Origin of the sequence: Xanthomonas sp. AM6 (assembly GCF_025665335.1) — a bacterium.
Classification (GTDB): domain Bacteria; phylum Pseudomonadota; class Gammaproteobacteria; order Xanthomonadales; family Xanthomonadaceae; genus Xanthomonas_A.
Map to the genome: position 1 here is coordinate 1,490,552 of NZ_CP106869.1, position 16,791 is coordinate 1,507,342.

11 protein-coding genes and 2 pseudogenes are annotated in these 16,791 nt (G+C 72.3%); 4 read left to right on the plus strand and 9 right to left on the minus strand.

Annotation, left to right across the window (positions count from 1 at the left end; genetic code table 11):
- Positions 1–63: 63 nt before the first annotated feature.
- The 5 genes and pseudogenes from OCJ37_RS06115 to OCJ37_RS06135 form a co-directional block, all read right to left on the minus strand.
- The gene (locus tag OCJ37_RS06115; RefSeq protein ID WP_263113604.1) at positions 64–1,359 is read right to left on the minus strand and encodes a glycoside hydrolase family 18 protein; all 1,296 of its coding nucleotides are present in this window, start codon (positions 1,357–1,359) and stop codon (positions 64–66) included.
- Positions 1,360–1,707: 348 nt separating this feature from the next.
- Positions 1,708–2,118: pseudogene (locus OCJ37_RS06120) on the minus strand (Ig-like domain-containing protein); the annotation flags it as partial.
- A gap of 319 nt (positions 2,119–2,437) precedes the next feature.
- A complete protein-coding gene (locus tag OCJ37_RS06125; RefSeq protein WP_263112789.1) occupies positions 2,438–3,448 on the minus strand; it encodes an alpha/beta fold hydrolase in 1,011 nt (336 codons plus the stop codon).
- Between the two features lie 69 nt (positions 3,449–3,517).
- Complete coding sequence (locus tag OCJ37_RS06130; RefSeq protein WP_263112790.1) at positions 3,518–6,535, minus strand: ligand-binding sensor domain-containing protein; 3,018 nt, start codon at positions 6,533–6,535, stop codon at positions 3,518–3,520.
- 311 nt (positions 6,536–6,846) lie between these two features.
- On the minus strand, positions 6,847–8,229 hold the full coding sequence (locus tag OCJ37_RS06135; RefSeq protein ID WP_263112791.1) for an L-serine ammonia-lyase: 1,383 nt from the start codon (positions 8,227–8,229) through the stop codon (positions 6,847–6,849).
- 90 nt (positions 8,230–8,319) lie between these two features.
- Here OCJ37_RS06135 and OCJ37_RS06140 point away from each other — a divergent pair, with 90 nt between their 5' ends.
- From OCJ37_RS06140 to OCJ37_RS06150, 3 genes and pseudogenes are all read left to right on the plus strand, one after another.
- Positions 8,320–8,553 carry a glutaredoxin family protein gene (locus OCJ37_RS06140; RefSeq protein ID WP_263112792.1) on the plus strand — a complete coding sequence of 78 codons (234 nt, stop codon included), beginning with the start codon at positions 8,320–8,322 and terminating at the stop codon, positions 8,551–8,553.
- A gap of 86 nt (positions 8,554–8,639) precedes the next feature.
- Positions 8,640–9,605: pseudogene (locus OCJ37_RS06145) on the plus strand (amidase family protein); the annotation flags it as partial.
- 293 nt (positions 9,606–9,898) lie between these two features.
- The gene (locus OCJ37_RS06150) at positions 9,899–10,231 is read left to right on the plus strand and encodes an amidase family protein (protein ID WP_263112793.1); all 333 of its coding nucleotides are present in this window, start codon (positions 9,899–9,901) and stop codon (positions 10,229–10,231) included.
- 73 nt (positions 10,232–10,304) lie between these two features.
- Here OCJ37_RS06150 and OCJ37_RS06155 read toward each other — a convergent pair whose 3' ends face one another.
- The 4 genes from OCJ37_RS06155 to OCJ37_RS06170 form a co-directional block, all read right to left on the minus strand.
- Positions 10,305–10,877, minus strand: coding sequence for a GNAT family N-acetyltransferase (locus OCJ37_RS06155; protein ID WP_263112794.1), 573 nt, complete (start codon positions 10,875–10,877; stop codon positions 10,305–10,307).
- A 202-nt stretch (positions 10,878–11,079) separates the two neighbouring features.
- Complete coding sequence (locus tag OCJ37_RS06160; protein ID WP_263112795.1) at positions 11,080–11,646, minus strand: YceI family protein; 567 nt, start codon at positions 11,644–11,646, stop codon at positions 11,080–11,082.
- An 11-nt stretch (positions 11,647–11,657) separates the two neighbouring features.
- Entirely contained in the window at positions 11,658–12,221 is a 564-nt protein-coding gene (locus tag OCJ37_RS06165) for a cytochrome b (protein WP_263112796.1), read from the minus strand.
- Complete coding sequence (locus OCJ37_RS06170) at positions 12,218–12,874, minus strand: YceI family protein (protein ID WP_263112797.1); 657 nt, start codon at positions 12,872–12,874, stop codon at positions 12,218–12,220. The genes OCJ37_RS06165 and OCJ37_RS06170 overlap by 4 nt, the downstream gene beginning before the upstream one ends.
- A gap of 239 nt (positions 12,875–13,113) precedes the next feature.
- On the opposite strand from OCJ37_RS06170, the gene OCJ37_RS06175 reads away from it, so the two are divergent.
- Complete coding sequence (locus OCJ37_RS06175; protein WP_263112798.1) at positions 13,114–16,722, plus strand: hybrid sensor histidine kinase/response regulator; 3,609 nt, start codon at positions 13,114–13,116, stop codon at positions 16,720–16,722.
- Positions 16,723–16,791 lie beyond the last annotated feature (69 nt).

Genomic DNA, 16,791 nt, shown 5'->3' on the forward strand with positions numbered 1-16,791 from the left:
GGGCAAAGAGAAACGCCGGCTTGCGCCGGCGTTTCGTTCGGGTGGAGGGCGTCGCTGCGCCGCCTATTGCAGGCCGTTGCTGACCGCCTTGACCAGTTCCGCCTGCGGCGCATCGCCGCTGAACTCCCAGAAGAAGGCGCCGCCCAGTCCCTGCGCCTTCACGTAGCCCATCTTCTGGGTGATCACGCCGGGCGTGTCGTAGCTCCAGAACGTGCTGCCGTTGTACTTCCAGTGCGCGCCGGCGGCGCTGTCGGTGTGCGAGGTGCCGGCCGCGTTCTTGAGGACCTTGTAGTCCTCGATGCCGGCCTCGTAGGTGCCCGGCGCCGGGCTGCCGCTCTGGTACAGGCCGTTGTTGACGTTGGGCACGTTGGTCCAGCCGCGCCCGTAGAAGCCGATGCCGAGATTGAGCTTGGCTGCGGGCACGCCGGCATCCAGGAACGCCTGCATCGCATCGTTGCTGTTGTAGTAGCGCTGGTCGCCGGTGGACGGATCGGCCGGCGAATCGAACAGCGCCGAGTGGTGGTTGGTGGTGGGCTCGAACGCGCCGTGGAAGTCGTAGGTCATCACGTTGATGTAGTCCAGCGACGGGTGGTACTGCGCCGGGTCGGTCGCGCGGATCTTGTCCACGCCGGCGCCCACCGCCACGGTCAGCAGCAGGCCGGAGCGGACCTCGTTGAGCTGGCGGCGGAACTCGGCCAGCAGCGCGGTGAAGTTCTGCCGATCCTCGGCGCTGCCGCAGCTGATCCCGCAGGCGTTGGGATATTCCCAGTCGATGTCGATGCCGTCGAACACGCCGGCCGCCGCCGCTGCGCCGCCGGCGCCGTCGGTGACCGGCAGGTTGCCGCGGATGTAGGCGTCGATGCACGAAGCCACGAAGGCCTGGCGGTTCTCAGGGCGCGCGGCGCTGGCGAAGCCGCGCGACCAGGTCCAGCCGCCCAGCGAGATCAGCACCTTCAGGCCCGGGTGCTTGGCCTTGAGCTTCTTCAGCTGGTTCCAGTTGCCGCGCAGCGGCTGGTCCCAGGTGTCGGCCACGCCGTCGACGCTCTGCGCGGCCGCGAACGCCTTGGTGTAGTCGGCGAACGCGTCGCCGCCGGCGCCGGTGTTGGGGTCGGACGGCTGCACCACGCCCACTTCGCAGCGGTTGTTGCGCACGTTGCCGAAGGCGTAGTTGATGTGGGTCATGTAGTTGGCCGAGCCGCTCTTCTCGATGTCGGCGACCTGGTAGTTGCGGCCGTAGATGCCCCACTGCACGAAGTAGCCGATGACGCGCTTGCCGCCGCCGCTGCCGGACGGCCTGGTGCGCACGCTCAGCGCCGCGCTGTTGGCCGAGGCGTTGCCGGCGTTGTCGCGCGCGGCCACCTGGTAGCTGTAGCTGGTGTCGGCGCTCAGCGCCGAGTCGGTGTAGGCGGTGCCGGTCGGCGAGCCGACCAGGGCGCCGTTGCGGTACACGCGGTAGCCGGCGATGCCGCTGCCGCCGGCGTTGTCGCTGGCGGCGTTCCACGACAGGGTGACGCTGCTGCTGGTCTGGCTGCTGGACGCCAGGCCGGTGGGCACGCTCGGCGGCGTGGTGTCGGTGGGCGCGGTGCCGGTGACGGTGATGCTGCGCGCCGCGGAGGTGGCGCTGGCGCCCTGGTTGTCGGTGGCCACGGCGGTGAGCTGGTGGCTGCCGGCGCTGGCGTTGCTCCAGGTGACGCTGTAGGGCGCGCTGCTGTCGCTGCCCAGCGAGGTGCCGCCGCGGAAGAACTCGACCTTGGCGATGCTGCCGTCCGCATCCGTGGCGTTCGCCGACACGGTGATCGCCGCACCGCTGGCGAAACTGGCGCCGCTGGCCGGCGCGGTCAGGGCCACGCTCGGCGGCTGGTTGGCGGTGGTGCTGCAGGTGCCCAGTTCCTGGTACCAGCCGCAGCTGGTGCAGTAGTTGGGCGCGGCGTTCCAGATCTGCGTGGTGGCCTGGTACAGCTTGCCCTGGAAGACCAGCTTGTCGCCGCTCTGGTAGATCCTGGCGGCATCCCATTGCGCGATGCCGCTGCAGGACACCGACTGCGCCCGTGCCTGCGGCGCGAATCCGATGAGGGCGGAACAGCACAACAGCCACGGTAGAGCGTATTTCACGTTCATGGTGAAACCTCCTGTCCTGTGCGGTGTGGTTACTGCTTCTTCCGGAACAGCCGGACCTTCCCCTGTCGTTGCGTTCCCCTGGTACCTGCGCGTTGCGCTGCGTTGCGTGGCGCGGGTGCAGTGCCGGGAGGGGACGGTTGACCGCTGGTGATAACGTTGTCAATTCCCCGCGACGAGCAATCGGGGTTCCCATCCCATTTATCGGTGACAACGTTGGTTCCGCAGCCCGTGCAGTGCGGCTGCGGGGCGGCCGATGTTGCAGAGCGCAAGCATCACGCGCGCCGGCTCCGGACGCGCGTCGCGCCCGGCGCGCGAGGACTCAGCGCGAAAGCGCTTCCAGCAGCGCGGCGTTGAACCGCTGCGGGTCCTGTACCTGCGGCGAGTGGCCCAGGTCGGCGAATTCGATCAGCCGGGCGCCGGGGATCGCCGCGGCGGCGCGCTTGCCCAGGGCGGGGTAGTCGCCGAGCCGCGCCTTCACCGCGTCGGGCGCCAGCGCCTTGCCGATCGCGGTGGTGTCCTTCTGGCCGATGAACAGCGTGGTGGCGACCTTCAGCTGCGGCAGTTCGTGGACCACCGGCTGGTTGAACACCATGTCGTAGGTCAGCGCCTGGTTCCAGGCCACCGCCTGCTTGCCGGGGCCGGCGTACATGCCGGCCTGCATGCGCGCCCAGCGTTCGAACGCGGGCGTCCACTGGCCCGCGTAGTAGGTGCGCAGCTGATATTGCTTGATGCTGTCGAAGTCGGTCTTCATTTCGCTGCGGTACCACGCATCCACGCTCTGCCAGGGCACGCCGAGCGCCTTCCAGTCCTCCAGCCCGATCGGGTTGACCAGGGCCAGGTGTTCGGTGGCCTGCGGATACATCAGCGCGTAGCGGACCGCCAGCATGCCGCCCATCGAGTGGCCGACCACCACCGCGCGCGCGATGCCCAGGTGTTCCAGCAGCGCGTGGGTGTTGGCGGCCAACTGCGCGAACGAGAACTGGTAGGCGGCCGGCTTGCTCGACTTGCAGAAGCCGATCTGGTCCGGCGCGATCACGCGGAAGCCGCGTGCGCTCAGCGCGGCGATGGTGTCTTCCCAGGTCGCGGCGCAGAAGTTCTTGCCGTGCAGCAGGACCGCCGTGCGCCCGTTCGGCGCGCCGGTCGGCGCCACGTCCAGGTAGGCCATCTGCAGGGACTGGCGTTGCGAGTCCAAGGCGTAGTGCGCGACCGGGTACGGGTAGTCGAAGCCTTCCAGCTGCGGACCGTAGCGCGGTGCGGGCGTGGCGGCCTGGCATGGCGGCAGCAGCGAGGCGGCGGCGAGCGCGGCGAGGAGCACAATGGGTCGGCGCATGCGACGGGAAGACCTGCGGGGAGACGCCGCGACTCTAGCCCAGGCCCGGCACCTGCGGCGTCAACGCGCTCAGCAGGCGCAGTGCACCAGGCTCAGGCAGGCGTGGTGCTGCATGCGTTCGGCAGGCTCGTGCAACGCCGCCAGCACCTGCTCGGCCTGCGTGCCCAGCACCGGGCGGTACGCGGCCCAGCCGTTGCGGCCCTTGGCCTTGGCCTGGTACAGCGCGCGGTCGGCGAGGATCAGCAGCTGTTCCCAGCCCAGGCGGCCGTCGGGGTCGTGCACGAACGGGAATTCGGCCAGGCCGATCGAGCAGGTGACCTGGGCCTGGCGGCCCTGGTCGAGGGTGAAGCGGTGCGCGGCGATCGCCCGGCACAGGCGCTCGGCGGCCACGGTCAGGTTCTCGCGCGGCGCCGAGCGCAGCACCAGCAGGAATTCCTCGCCGCCCCAGCGCGCCACGTAGTCGCTTTCGCGGGTCAGCTTGACCAGCAGTTGCGCCATCTGCTGCAGCACCGCATCGCCGGTGTGGTGGCCGCCGCTGTCGTTGATCGCCTTGAAATGGTCGATGTCGATCAGCGCGAACAGCATGCCCGAGGACAGCATGTCCTGGTCGTTGGCGGCCATGCGCCGGTACAGCGCGATGTCGCTGGGAATGTGCAGCGACAGGTAGCGGCGGTTGCGCAACTGGGTCAGGTCGTCGGTGAAGCTGGCCTCCTGCAGGCGCTGGTTGGCGGCCTGCAGCGCCTCGGTGCGCTTGCGTACCTCGCGCTCCAGCCGCTGGCGCTGGCGCTGGTTGACCATGCGCGCCATGCGGACGCCGAGCAGCAGCAGCGCCAGCACGCCCAGCCCCAGCAGCAGCTTGTAGTACAGCGTCTCCTGGAAGCGCAGTCGGATCCGCAGCGGCAGCCGCGCCGGCGCCGGCGCCCAGACGCCGGCGTTGTTGCTGCCGGTGACCTCGAACACGTAGTCGCCGCCGGGCAGGTTGGTGTAGGTCGCCACGCGCTGGCGGATGTCGTCGAGGGTGCGCCACTGGGTGTCGTAGCCGAGCAGGCGGTAGCGCAGTTCCACGTTCTCCGGGGCCTGGAACGAGGCGGCGGTGAACTCGAAATCCAGGTCGCGCGCCTGTGCCGGCAGCGGCGCGTCGCGCAGCGCCTGCGGCGCCATCCAGCGGCCTTGCGCGCGGATCCGCTCCACCACCGGCAGCGGCGCCACCGGGTTCTTGACGATGCCGGCGGTGTCCATGCTCACCACGCCGTCGCGGCTGGGCAGCCACAGCGTGCCGTTGTCGATGAAGCCCTTGCCGTTGCCGGCGCCGTTGCAGCACAGGCCCTGCACGCCGCCATGGCGCTGGCCGCGCTCGTTGAGCAGCAGTTCGGCCTGCAGCGGCGTGGCCGGCACCTCGATGCGCTTGAGCAGGCTGGCCAGCGGCATCCGGTACACGCCGCGCAGGCCGGCCACCCACAGGCTGCCGTGGCCGTCGTCGGCGATGAAGAACGCGGCGTTGGCCGGCAGCCCGTCGTGTGCGCCGAACGCGGTCCAGCGCTTGCCGTCGAACACCCACAGCTGTTCGGACAGGGTGCCGACCACCCATTGCCCGCCGGGCAATTCGTGCACGGCGGTGACGTCGGCGTCGGCCAGCGCCGAGCCGGCGTCGGCGAGCGGCACCAGGCGCTCGTCGCGCAGTTCGTACAGGCCGGCCTGGGTGCCGACCAGCAGGCGGCCGTCGCCGGTCTCGTGGATCAGGCGGATGCGCGGATCGCGCAGGCCGTCGCTGGTGCCGTAGCGGTGCAGGCGGACGCCGTCGCTGCGGAACAGGCCGTCGCTGCTGGCGAACCACAGGCGCTGCGCGCGGTCGCGGACGATGCCGCTGACCTGCAACTCGCGCAGCGGCGCCAGCAGCGGCGGCGAGGTGGCGCGCCCGTCGCGGTACAGCGCCGCGCCGCGGCGGCTGCCGATCCACAGCTGGCCGGGCTCGGCCAGCAAGGTGTAGGGCGTGTCGGTGGGCAGCTGGTCGCGGCCCAGCACCTGCTGGTAGCGGCCATCGCGCAGCCGCGCCAGGCCGCTGTCGGTGCCGACCCACACCGATCCGTCGGGATCGCGCGCCAGCGTCCACACCAGCGCGTTGCCGAGGCCTTCGTCGCGGCTGTAGCGGCGGGTCCATCCGTTCCACAGCCGGGTCGCGCCCTTCCAGCGGCTGCCCAGCCACAGGTTGCGTTCGCGATCCTCGTAGATCGCGCTGGCGCCGGCGTCCTGGTCGCTTTCGGCGTACTGCTCGACGATGCCGCCGTCGCGCATGCGCAGCAGGTAGCCGGGCAGGCCCACCCACAGGTTGCCGTCGCTGTCCTGGTACAGCGCTTCCACCGAGCGCCGCGCCAGCGCCGGGTCGCCGGACAGGCGCTGCCAGCGGCCGTCGCGGCGGAACAGCAGGCCGTCGCGGCTGCCGGCCCACAGCCGCCCCTGCGCGTCCAGCAGTTGCCGTACCGGCGCCTCGCGCGCGTCGGCCGGCAGCGGCAGCGGCGCATCGTCGCCGTCGGCGGCGAAGCGCAGCACCGCGCCGCGCGTGCCGACCCACAGTTCGCGGCCGCGCGGCAGCAGGGCGTAGGCGCCGTCGGCGATGCGGTGGCGCAGGCGCAGGCTCTCGCCGACCACGGCGTAGACCCCGTCCTGCGCCGCGACCAGCACCGTGCCCTGCGCGTCGACCGCGATCGCCTCGATGTTCAGCAGCGGCGCCTGCGGATCCTGCGGCAGCAGATTGCTGAAGCGCCCGTCGCGGTAGCGCGCCAAGCCGCGGTAGGTGCCGATCCACAGGTCGCCGCCAGGATCGGCGTGCAGGGCCTTGATCATCGGCCCGGGCAGGTGCGCCGGGGCGCTCTCGCCGAAGGTGGTCATGCGCACGCCGTCGAAGCGCGCCAGCCCGCCCATCGTGCCGATCCACAGGTAGCCCTGCCGGTCCTGGGCGAAGGCCTGCACGCTCAGCTGCGGCAGCCCCTGTTCCAGGCCCCAGCGCTGGCGTTCGTAGTGGTTGAACTGCTTGTCCGGCTGCAGGGCGGCCGCCGTCGGCGCGAGCGGAAGCCATGCTCCAACGAGCATGGCCAGCTTTAGCGCATGGGTGCACCAGGAAGCGGGGTGGGACGGCAAGAGCATTCCAGTGCCGAATCGGCGAGTCGTCACAGTCGCTATCGGCGCTGGCGCACGGATCTTTATCCGCACTGCAGCAAAAGCCCACACCGTGGCGATCGCGACCGCCACGGCGGGGGATCAGCCGTGCAGGCCCGGCGCGCGGCGAGCCAGGGCGCGCGCCGGGGCGCCCTGGGCCGCCGAAAGCTGGCCGCCGCTGGCGCCTGGCCTGCCGCGGGCGCGGCGCGGCCCATCCGGGCCAGCAGGCCGCGGCGCGCGCCGGTTCAGCATTCGATCACGTTCACCGCGAGCCCGCCGCGGCTGGTTTCCTTGTACTTGTCCTGCATGTCGCGGCCGGTGTCGCGCATGGTCTTGATCACCTTGTCCAGCGACACCTTGTGCTTGCCGTCGCCGCGCATGGCCATGCGGCTGGCGTTGATCGCCTTCACCGCGCCCATCGCGTTGCGTTCGATGCATGGGATCTGCACCAGCCCGCCGATCGGGTCGCAGGTCAGGCCGAGGTTGTGTTCCATGCCGATCTCGGCGGCGTTCTCGATCTGCCCCGGCCTGCCGCCGAGCGCGGCGACCAGGCCGCCGGCGGCCATCGAGCAGGCCACCCCGACCTCGCCCTGGCAGCCGACCTCGGCGCCGGAGATGGAGGCGTTCTCCTTGTACAGGATGCCGATCGCCGCGGCGGTCAGCAGGAAGTCGAAGATGCGTTGCTCGTCGCTGCCCGGGCAGAAGCGGTCGAAGTAGTGCAGCACCGCCGGGATGATCCCGGCCGCGCCGTTGGTCGGCGCGGTGACCACGCGCCCGCCGGCGGCGTTCTCTTCGTTGACCGCCAGCGCGTACAGGTTGACCCAGTCCAGCGTGGTCAGCGGGTCGCGCATCGCCGCCTCCGGCTTGGACGACAGTTCGCGGTACAGCGCCGGCGCGCGGCGCGAGACGTGCAGGCCGCCGGGCAGGGTGCCTTCCTCGCGGATGCCGCGCGCCACGCAGGCCTGCATCGCGTCCCAGATCTCGCGCAGGCCGGCGCGGATCTCGTCCTCGCTGCGCCAGCACTTCTCGTTCTCGAACATCAGCGCGGCGATGCTCAGGCCGCTGCGCTGCGCCTGCGCCAGCAGTTCGTCGCCGCTCCTGAACGGGTAGGGCAGCGGGGTCTCGTCGGCGACGATGCGGTCGTCGGCGGCATCGTCCTGGTTGACCACGAAGCCGCCGCCGACCGAGTAATAGTCGCGCGTGGCGATCACCGCCTCGTCGGCGGCGTAGGCGGTGAAGCGCATGCCGTTGGTGTGGTACGGCAGTTTCTGCCGCTTGTTCATCGCCAGGTCGCGCTTCTCGTCGAAGGCGATGGCGTGCTGGCCCATCAGGTTGATGCGCTTGCTGCTGCGGATGCGCTCCAGCGTGCCGGGAATGATGTCCGGGTCGATCAGGTTCGGGCGCTGGCCCTCCAGGCCCAGCAGCACCGCCTTGTCGGTGCCGTGGCCGCGCCCGGTCAGCGCCAGCGAGCCGAACACCTCGGCGCGGATCCGCACCACGTCGCCGAGCCGGCCCGGATCCAGCAGCCAGCGGTGCACGAAGCGCTCGGCCGCACGCATCGGCCCCACGGTGTGCGAGGAACTCGGCCCGATGCCGATCTTGAACAGGTCGAACGTGCTGACAGCCATGCGTGCCGGAGAGGTGGAAGGCCAAAGACCGTCTATTCTATGCCCCTGGCCCCGCGTGGGCGCCCGCAGCGCAGCATCGGAGCCGCCGCGATGTCCCTGACCCTGTACCAGCGCGACGATTGCCACCTGTGCGACCAGGCGCTGGCGGTGCTGGCGCAGGCGCGCGTGGGCGAGCTCGACAGCGTGTTCATCGACGGCGCCGCGGACCTGGAAGCGCGCTACGGCGAGCGCGTGCCGGTGCTGCGCGATGCGGCCGGGCGCGAACTGCAGTGGCCGTTCGATCCGCCGCGGGTACGCGCCTGGCTGGCGGCCGGGCGGCAATAGCGGGCTGGCGCGGGCGCAGCGCAGGTCATCCCGATCATGGCGACAACCCCCGAGGTGGCGAGATGAGGCTTTCCTACCGTGCCGGTATGGCGGCGCTGGCGTTGCTGTGGGGCGTCGCCGCAGCGCGCGACCAGGCGCACGACCGCGCGCATGGCCGGTTCGATCTGCAGACTGCGGACATCGCCCAGATCAACCGCGCGATCGACAGCGGCGCCCTGAGTTCGGAGCGGCTGGTGGCCCTGTCGCTGGCGCGGATCGCCGCCTACGACCCGCAGCTGCACGCGATCATCAGCCTCAATCCGCACGCGCTGGAGCAGGCCCGCGCGCTGGACGCCGAGCGCCGCGCCAGCGGGCGCCGCTCGCCGCTGCACGGCATCCCGGTGCTGCTGAAGGACAACATCAACACCGGCGACCTTCCCACCACGCTCGGCTTCTACGGCCTGCGCGACGCGGTGCCGTACGCGGACGCGGCGGTGGTCGCGCGGCTGCGTGCGGCGGGCGCCATCATCCTGGCCAAGGTCAACCTGAGCGAGTTGGCGTCGGGGCCGCCGATGAGCTCGCTGGGCGGGCAGACGCGCAATCCGCACAATCTCGCCTACAGCCCGGCCGGCTCGTCCAGCGGCACCGCCGTCGGCGTCGCGGCCGGCTACGCGCCGGTGGGGATCGCGACCGACACCACCGGCTCGGCGCGCTGGCCTGCGGCGACCAACGGCGTGGTCGGCCTGCGCCCGACCACCGGCGCGATCAGTTATGCGGGCATCCAGCCGAATGCGCCCACGCTCGATGCGGTCGGTCCCATCGCGCGCTCCGTCGCCGATGCCGCGCTGGTCCTGAGCGTGCTGGAAGACGCGGAGCGGCGGCCGGCGGCGGCGCGCGACGCGGACGGCCGCTCCCCCGCCGATGCCAGGTTCGGCCTGCGCGCCGATGCGCTGCGCGGGGCGCGCATCGGCTTTGCGCGGCGCGACTTTTCCGGGGACGATCCGCAGGTGGACGCGGCGATGGAGGCCGCGCTCGACGCGCTGCGCGCGAGCGGCGCGTCGGTGGTGGAGATCGAACTGCCGCCGTGGTTGCTGCGCCTGAGCGGCGAGCTGCAGGCCATCATCGTGCGCACCGAATCGGCGCCCAGCCTCGATGCGTACCTGCCGGCGTCGTTCCCGCCGCGCTATCCCAGGCGCCATGCCGACATCCTGGCGCTGAGCGAGGCGCTCAACGCGTCGACGCCGGCCGGCGCCTTCGCCAATCCGGGGCGGCGCGACGGCTACCGCGAGGAAGCCGCGGCGTTGCCGCCGACCGATGCGACCTATCTCGCCGCGCGCGAGCAGGCTGCCAGTTCTTCAAGGCGTCGATGCAGGCGATCGTGGCCCGGTACCGCCTCGACGCGATCGTCTATCCGACCCAGACCATGCGCATCAACCGGATCGGAGAACCCGCGCAACGCAACGCGCGCGGCCTGTTCGGCAACTTCGGCCCAGGCCTGGCGAGCGTGGCCGGCTGGCCCGAGCTGACGGTGCCGGCGGGGGTCACCGCCGACGGCCTGCCGGTCGGGGTGTCGTTCATGGGCCCGGAATCCAGCGAGCAGCGGCTGCTGGGTTACGGCTTCGCCTTCGAGCAGCGCACGCACGCGTTGCGCCAGCCGGCGGCGACGCCGCCGCTGGCGGGCGAGCGCTTCGCCTACTGAGCGCCGCGCGGCAAGCGGCGATCGCGCCGGTCCGGCGGGGCCGGCTGCTGTCGCCGCAGCAAGCGCCGCGCGTCTATTCCGCTGCCGGGTCGGCCGGGAACGTGGCGCCGTGCGATTCCCCGCTTGCCGGCGGCGCGGCCGCATGCCAGACGAAACAGCAGATGCGCGTGCCGTCCGCGTCCGTGCGGGTCGGCGCCGGCTGCATGCCGGCCTTGCGCAGCACGCGCAGCGAGGCCAGGTTTTGCGGATACGCGGTCGCGATCGCCTGGCGCAGGCCCAGCCCCTCGCGCGCATAGGCCAGCATCGCCCGCGCCGCTTCGGTCGCCAGTCCGCGTCCCCAGTGGTCGCGCCTGAACGCGTACTTCAGTTCGGCCTCGGCCTGGCCGGCCGGATGCACCAGCCCGCAAAAGCCGACGGTCGCGCCGCTGGCGCGCTCCACCAGCGCAGACATGCCGTAGCCGCGCGTGCGGTAGTTGCGCTCGGACACGGCCACCCATTCTGCGCACTGCGCGCGGCTCAGCGGCTCGCCGTCGCCGACCCAGCGCATGGCCTCGGCATCGCCGTAGACCGCGACCAAGGCATCGACGTCGGACGGGCGCAGGTGGCGGCCGAGCAGGCGCGCGGTCTCGAAGAGGTGCTGTTGCATGCGGCAAGTGTGGCATGCGCGGCAGCGCGCGACGTCGGCCGGCCCCTGGCCTGCGAGCGGCACGCGCCGGCCTGCGATCGCGCTCCGCGCCGCCGGCACGATGGCCGGCCGCGGCGCGCCTGCCCGGGCACAAAAAAAGCGGCGGACCCGACGAGGGAATCCGCCGCCCAGTGGCCGCGCGTGCGCGACGGCCTGTGGCGAATCACTTCGCCTTGAACACGACCTTGGTGCTGATCGCGGTTTCGTTGGGGATGGTCTTGGTGTCGGCCCAGTCGCCGCCGCCGACGCCGAAATCCAGGCGCTTGACGGTGGCCTTGCCGGCCAGCACCGGCTGCGCGCCCGGGGTCCAGGTGAAGGTCAGGGTCACCGGCTTGGTCACGCCGCGCAGTTCCAGGGTGCCGTCGGCGGCGTACTGGTTGTTGCCCAGCGCGCGGAACTTGTCGGCGCGGTAGTGGGCGGTGGCGAACTTGGCGACGTTGAAGAAGTCGGCGCCCTGCAGGGTGGAGTCGCGGTCGGCGTTGCCGCTCTTGGCGCCGGCCAGCGGGATCGCCACCTCGAGCTTGCTGGCGGCCAGGTTGGCCGGGTCGAAGCTGAGCTTGGTGTCGAAGCCGGGGAACTGGCCGGTGAACACTTCGCCGTCGTACTTGCTGGCGAACACCAGGCTCGAGCCGGGCGCCTGCACGTAGTCGGCGGCGAACGCGGGGGCGGCGGCGAGCATCGCCACCAGGCTGGCGGCGACGGCGGCGGGGGAGGCGAAACGGGACGACATGCGGGAACTCCTCAGGACTTGGGGCTCAGCCAACCGCGCGGCAACATCCGCGCCAGGGTGGCGTCGCGTTGGAACAGGTGGTGGTAGAAGGCGGCGCCGGCATGCGCCAGCACCACCGCGATCAGGATCCAGAAGCCCCATTCGTGGATGGCGTGCGACAGGTCGCGCAGCTGCGGATCGGGGGCGCTGAGCTTGGGCACGGCGACCAGGCCGAACCAGCGGAACGGGCGCAGGCCGCTGGTCGAGTCGTACAGCCAGCCGGACAGCGGCATGGCGAAGATCAGCAGGTACAGTAGCGCGTGGGTGGCGCCGGCGATGCGTTCCTGCCAGCCCGGCGTCCCCGGCACCGGCTTGGGCGCGCCGGCGTACAGGCGCCAGCCCAGCCGCGCGATCACCAGCGCCAGCACGGTCAGCCCGAGCGACTTGTGCGCGGTGTAGACCCAGAAGTACTTGGGCGTCTTCGGCAACTCGCCCATGGTCAGGCCGACCACGCCGAGCAGCAGGATCAGCGCGGCGATCAGCCAATGCAGGGTCTGGCTGACGCCGCCCCAGCGTTCGGTGTTCCTGGCGGTCATGGCGTGGGTTCCTGGCTGGGGCTGGGCGAGGGGAGGTCGGTTGAAGGAGCGGCGGGGTCGGCCGGCGCGGCGTCGGCGCCGCTGCTGCGGGTGGCTTCGGCCTCGATGCGCAGTTCGACCGCGCCGCCGATCACCGACGGCCAGGCATCGATGCCGAAGTCGGCGCGCTGCAGCGTCGTCGTGGCGGAAAAGCCGACGGTACGGCGGAACGGCGGCAGCGGATGCCGCTTCAGCGCGTTGAGGGTCACCTCCAGCGCGATCTCGCGGCTGACCCCGTGCAGGGTCAGCGTGCCGAACACCTTGGCGTGGGTGGCGTCGATCGGCTCGATCCGGGTGGAAACGAAATGCGCCTCGGGATGGCGCTCGCCGTCGAGCAGGTTGCGCGCCAGCGCCGCGCGGTTCCATTTTTCGTCGCCCAGGTCGAGCCGCTGCAGCGGCACCCGCGCGTCCAGCCGCGCGCTGCGCCAGTCGTCCGGGTCGAACAGCAGGCTGCCGGTGCTGCCGGACACGGTGCCCAGCGCCTTGGAGAAGCCGGCGTGCTCGATCGCGAACAGCACGCGGGTGTGCACCGGGTCCAGCGCGTACTGCGCCGGCGCCGCCAGCGCGGCGGTCGGGCAGATCAGCAGCAGGGCGGTGAGGCAGCGCTGGAGCATGGGCGGGCCAGGCGAGGGAATAGGCCGGATTCTAGGCGCAGTCCGCGCCGGCTGCGCCTGCGCCGCGCGCAATGGTTCGTTGCATGGCATGGCCGGGTGTGATTTTTCGGGTGCCGCGGGGTATAAGAACGCTGCCGCGCAAGGGCGGCACGGAGCGGGCGCGCGGTGCGCGCCCGGCCCCGGCGGTGCGCCGGTGTTCATCCGCCGCCGATCGTTCACTGCCGCTGGAGCCGATGTCGATGCAAATCCCCCGTCCTCGACGCCTGCGGCGCGCCTGGACGCTCGCCTGCCTGCTGCTGGTGCTCGCCGGCTGCGGCGCCAGCGCCCTGGCCGCGGTGCCGGCGCTGCCGCGGTTCCGCGTGCTCGGCGCCGAGCAGGGATTGCCGTCCAGCGAGATCTCGCGGCTGGGTCTGGATCGCGATGGCTACCTGTGGATCGCCAGCGGCGACGGCCTGGCCCGCTACGACGGCCGCGAGTTCCGCGTCTGGCGCCACGATCCGGCCGACCCGCAGTCGCTGCGCTGCAACTACGTGCAGGAACTGCACGTCGATGCGCGCAACCGGGTCTGGGTCGCCTGCGAAGGCGGCGGCCTGAGCATGCTCGATGGCGCACGCCGCGGCTTCCGCCATTTCAACACGGCCACGCAACCGGCGATGCGCAGCGACGACGTGTTCGCGATCGCCAGCCGCGGCGACACGGTGATGTTCGGCACCTATGCCGGCGGCCTGTACCGGCTGGCCGCGGACGGGCGCGTGCAGCGCATCCAGGCCGGCGACAGCGAGGTCGACGCGATGCTCGACAGCGCGGTGGTGGGCCTGGCGTTCGATGCCTCCGGGGTGCTGTGGGTCGGCACCATCAGGGGCCTGGTGCGCTACGACGGCAGCCGCGCCAGCGCCTACAGGCTGCCCGACGCCACCGACGCGCGGCAGAAGGTGGCCGCGGTGATCGCGCTGTCCGACGGCCTGTGGGTCAGCGCCAACGGCAACCTGTACCGGCTCGGCGCCGACGAGCGCTGGCAGCGGGCCGACTGGACCGGCGCGCTGCAGCGCGGGGTGCTGTCCATGGCCGAGGACGGCAGCGGCGGCTACTGGATCGGCAACGGCCAGGGGCTGTGGCACAAGCCGGCCGACGGCGCGTTGCGCCACGTCGGCACGGGCGAAGCGGCGGTGTCCGGCAGCAACGTGGTGGTGGGCATGCTGCGCGACAAGGAAGGCGGGCTGTGGGTGTCGTTGCCGACCCGCGGCCTGGGCTACCTGCGCCCGGACTGGCGGCGGCTGGCGGTGCTGGGGCCGGCGCAAGGCCTGGCGCCGGATCTGTATGCCGGCCTGGCGCCGGCCCGCGACGGCGGCGTGTGGCTGGCCGGGAACGGCGGCCACGTCTACAAGCTGCAGCCGTCCAGCGGCACGCTCAGCGCGCCGGCGTGGACGCCCGACCTGCCCAGCCTGCGCCTGCTGTCGGTGCTGGAGGACGGCAGCGGCACGCTGTGGCTGGGCAGCAGTGGCATGCTGCTGCGCGGTCCGGCCGGCGGCGGCGCGCTGCACGGCTGGAGTCGCAGTTCGGCGGCCGATGCCACGCCTGAGATCGGCATCAACACCTGGCTGCGCCAGCGCGCCGACGGCAGCCTGTGGGTGGCCGCGCCCGGTTTCGGCGTGCAGGTGCGCGCGCTGTCCGACGGCCGCGTGCTGGACGACATCGCCGGCCCGCAGCGCGGCCTGGCCGCGGCCGCCGATATCGCCGCGTTCGACCTGGCGCCGGACGGCACGCCGTGGCTGGCGGCCGAGCGCCTACACTACTGGGACGCCGCCGCCGGGCAGTTCCGCGCGGCGCCGGAGTTCGCCGGCGAACGGGTGCAGGCGTTCGCCTTCGCCGATGCGCGGACCTTGTGGGTGCACCGGCTGTCCGGGCTCGAGCTGTGGCGGCGCGAGGGCGGGCACTGGCGGCAGGTGCATCGCTACGCGGCGGCCGAGGGCGTGCCGGCGACCGAGTCGCAGGGCCTGGTCGTCGACCGGCAGGGCCGCGCCTGGCTGGGCATGCGCCGCGGCCTGTTCCGGATCGATCCGCGGCACACGCCGGCGGTGCGTGCATTCGGCGCGCGCGACGGCTTGAGCAGTCAGGAAGTGGTCGCGCGCGGGCTGTCGATGGCCGCCGACGGCGTGCTGGTGGCCGCCACCGCCGACGGCAGCGTGGCCTTGCTGGACACGCGGCTGCCGGATCCGCCGTCGGTGCCGCTGGCGCTGAGCATGGAGAGCGTGCAGGTGCGCCGCGGCGAGCGGCTGCTGGCGCTGCCGGTGGCCGGCGGCTTCGCCCTGCAGCCGGACGACCGCGACCTGCGCGTGGTGGCGCGGCTGCTGTCGTTCGTCGATCCGGAGGGGATCGGCTACCGCTTCCGCCTGCCCGGCTACGACCGCACCTGGGTCGCGGTCGGCGCCAGCGGCGAGCGCACGCTGCCGCAGCTGCCGGCCGGCGAGCACGTGCTGGAGGTGCAGGCGCGCACCCGCAACGGCGCCTGGTCGCCGACGCTGCGGCTGCCGTTCCGGGTCTATCCGCCGTGGTGGCGCAGCGTCTGGGGCATCGCCGGGCTGCTCGCCGCCGGCGCGCTGCTGCTGCTGGTCTCGCTGCGCGCCTATCGCCGCCGCCTGCGCCGCCAGCACGCCTGGCAACTGGCGCTGCACAAACAGGAAGTGGCCGAGCAGGCCTCGCTGGCCAAGACCCGTTTCCTGGCCACGCTCGGCCACGAGGTGCGCACGCCGATGACCGGCGTGCTGGGCATGAGCGAACTGCTGCTGGCCACGCCGCTGGATCCGAAACAGCGCGGCTACACCGAATCGATCCGCCGCGCCGGCACGCACCTGCTGCACCTGGTCAACGACGCGCTGGACCTGGCGCGGATCGAGGCCGGGCATCTGCAGTTGGAACTGCAGCCGTTCGCGCTGCAGGCGCTGATCGCCGAGGTGGTGAACCTGATGGCGCCGCTGGCGCAGGCGCGCGGTCTGCGCTTCGAACACCACGACGCGCTGCCCGGTGCGGTGATCGTCAACGGCGACGCGGTGCGGGTGCGGCAGATCCTGCTCAACCTGGTCGGCAATGCGATCAAGTTCACCGCCAGCGGCTCGGTGACGCTGCGTGTGTCGCCGCTGCAGCCCGGCCACGGGCTGTGCGTAGAAGTGGCCGACACCGGCCCGGGCATCAGCGCCGAGCAGCAGGCGCGGCTGTTCCGGCGCTTCGAGCAGGGCGACGGCCCGCGTACCGCCGCGCGCTACGGCGGCAGCGGGCTGGGCCTGGCGATCAGCCAGGAACTGGCGGTGGCGATGGGCGGGCGCATCCAGGTCGACAGCCGGCTCGGGCATGGCGCGCGCTTCCGGGTGACGCTGCCGCTGCGCTGGCGGCCGCAGGCCGCCGAGACCGCGACGCCGCTGCCGCCGTCGGCGGGGCCGCAGGCGCAGGCGCCGCTGCGGCTGCTGCTGGTCGAGGACGAACCCACCGTGGCGCAGGTGATGGCCGAACTGCTGCGCAGCCGCGGCCACCACGTGGTCTGCGCCGCGCACGGCCTGGAGGCGCTGACCGAGGCGACCCAGGCCAGCTTCGATCTGGCCCTGCTGGACCTGGACCTGCCGGCGCTCGACGGCCTGGCGCTGGCGCGGCAACTGCGCGCGCTCGGCTACGACTTCCCGCTGATCGCGGTCACCGCGCGTTCCGACGGCGAGGCCGAGGCCGCGGCCAAGGCGGCCGGGTTCGCCTGCTTCGTACGTAAACCGGTCACCGGCGACATGCTGGCCGAGGCGATCAGGGCAGCGATGGAGGCGCAGGCCGGGACCCGGGACGCGGGACACGGGATTCGGAACGCGTAGGGTCTCGCCGGACGGCGCAGCCGAGCAGCACACCGGCATGCGGCGCTTTTCGAATCCCGAATCCCGAAT

Bases quoted from the DNA above. Each gene is read 5' to 3' on its own strand.
- OCJ37_RS06125 (WP_263112789.1), bottom strand. From the start codon at position 3,448: ATGCGCCGACCCATTGTGCTCCTCGCCGCGCTCGCCGCCGCCTCGCTG.
- OCJ37_RS06170 (WP_263112797.1), bottom strand. From the start codon at position 12,874: ATGCTCCAGCGCTGCCTCACCGCCCTGCTGCTGATCTGCCCGACCGCC.
- OCJ37_RS06135 (WP_263112791.1), bottom strand. From the start codon at position 8,229: ATGGCTGTCAGCACGTTCGACCTGTTCAAGATCGGCATCGGGCCGAGT.
- OCJ37_RS06150 (WP_263112793.1), top strand. From the start codon at position 9,899: ATGCAGGCGATCGTGGCCCGGTACCGCCTCGACGCGATCGTCTATCCG.
- OCJ37_RS06130 (WP_263112790.1), bottom strand. From the start codon at position 6,535: ATGCTCGTTGGAGCATGGCTTCCGCTCGCGCCGACGGCGGCCGCCCTG.
- OCJ37_RS06165 (WP_263112796.1), bottom strand. From the start codon at position 12,221: ATGACCGCCAGGAACACCGAACGCTGGGGCGGCGTCAGCCAGACCCTG.
- OCJ37_RS06155 (WP_263112794.1), bottom strand. From the start codon at position 10,877: ATGCAACAGCACCTCTTCGAGACCGCGCGCCTGCTCGGCCGCCACCTG.
- OCJ37_RS06140 (WP_263112792.1), top strand. From the start codon at position 8,320: ATGTCCCTGACCCTGTACCAGCGCGACGATTGCCACCTGTGCGACCAG.
- OCJ37_RS06160 (WP_263112795.1), bottom strand. From the start codon at position 11,646: ATGTCGTCCCGTTTCGCCTCCCCCGCCGCCGTCGCCGCCAGCCTGGTG.
- OCJ37_RS06175 (WP_263112798.1), top strand. From the start codon at position 13,114: ATGCAAATCCCCCGTCCTCGACGCCTGCGGCGCGCCTGGACGCTCGCC.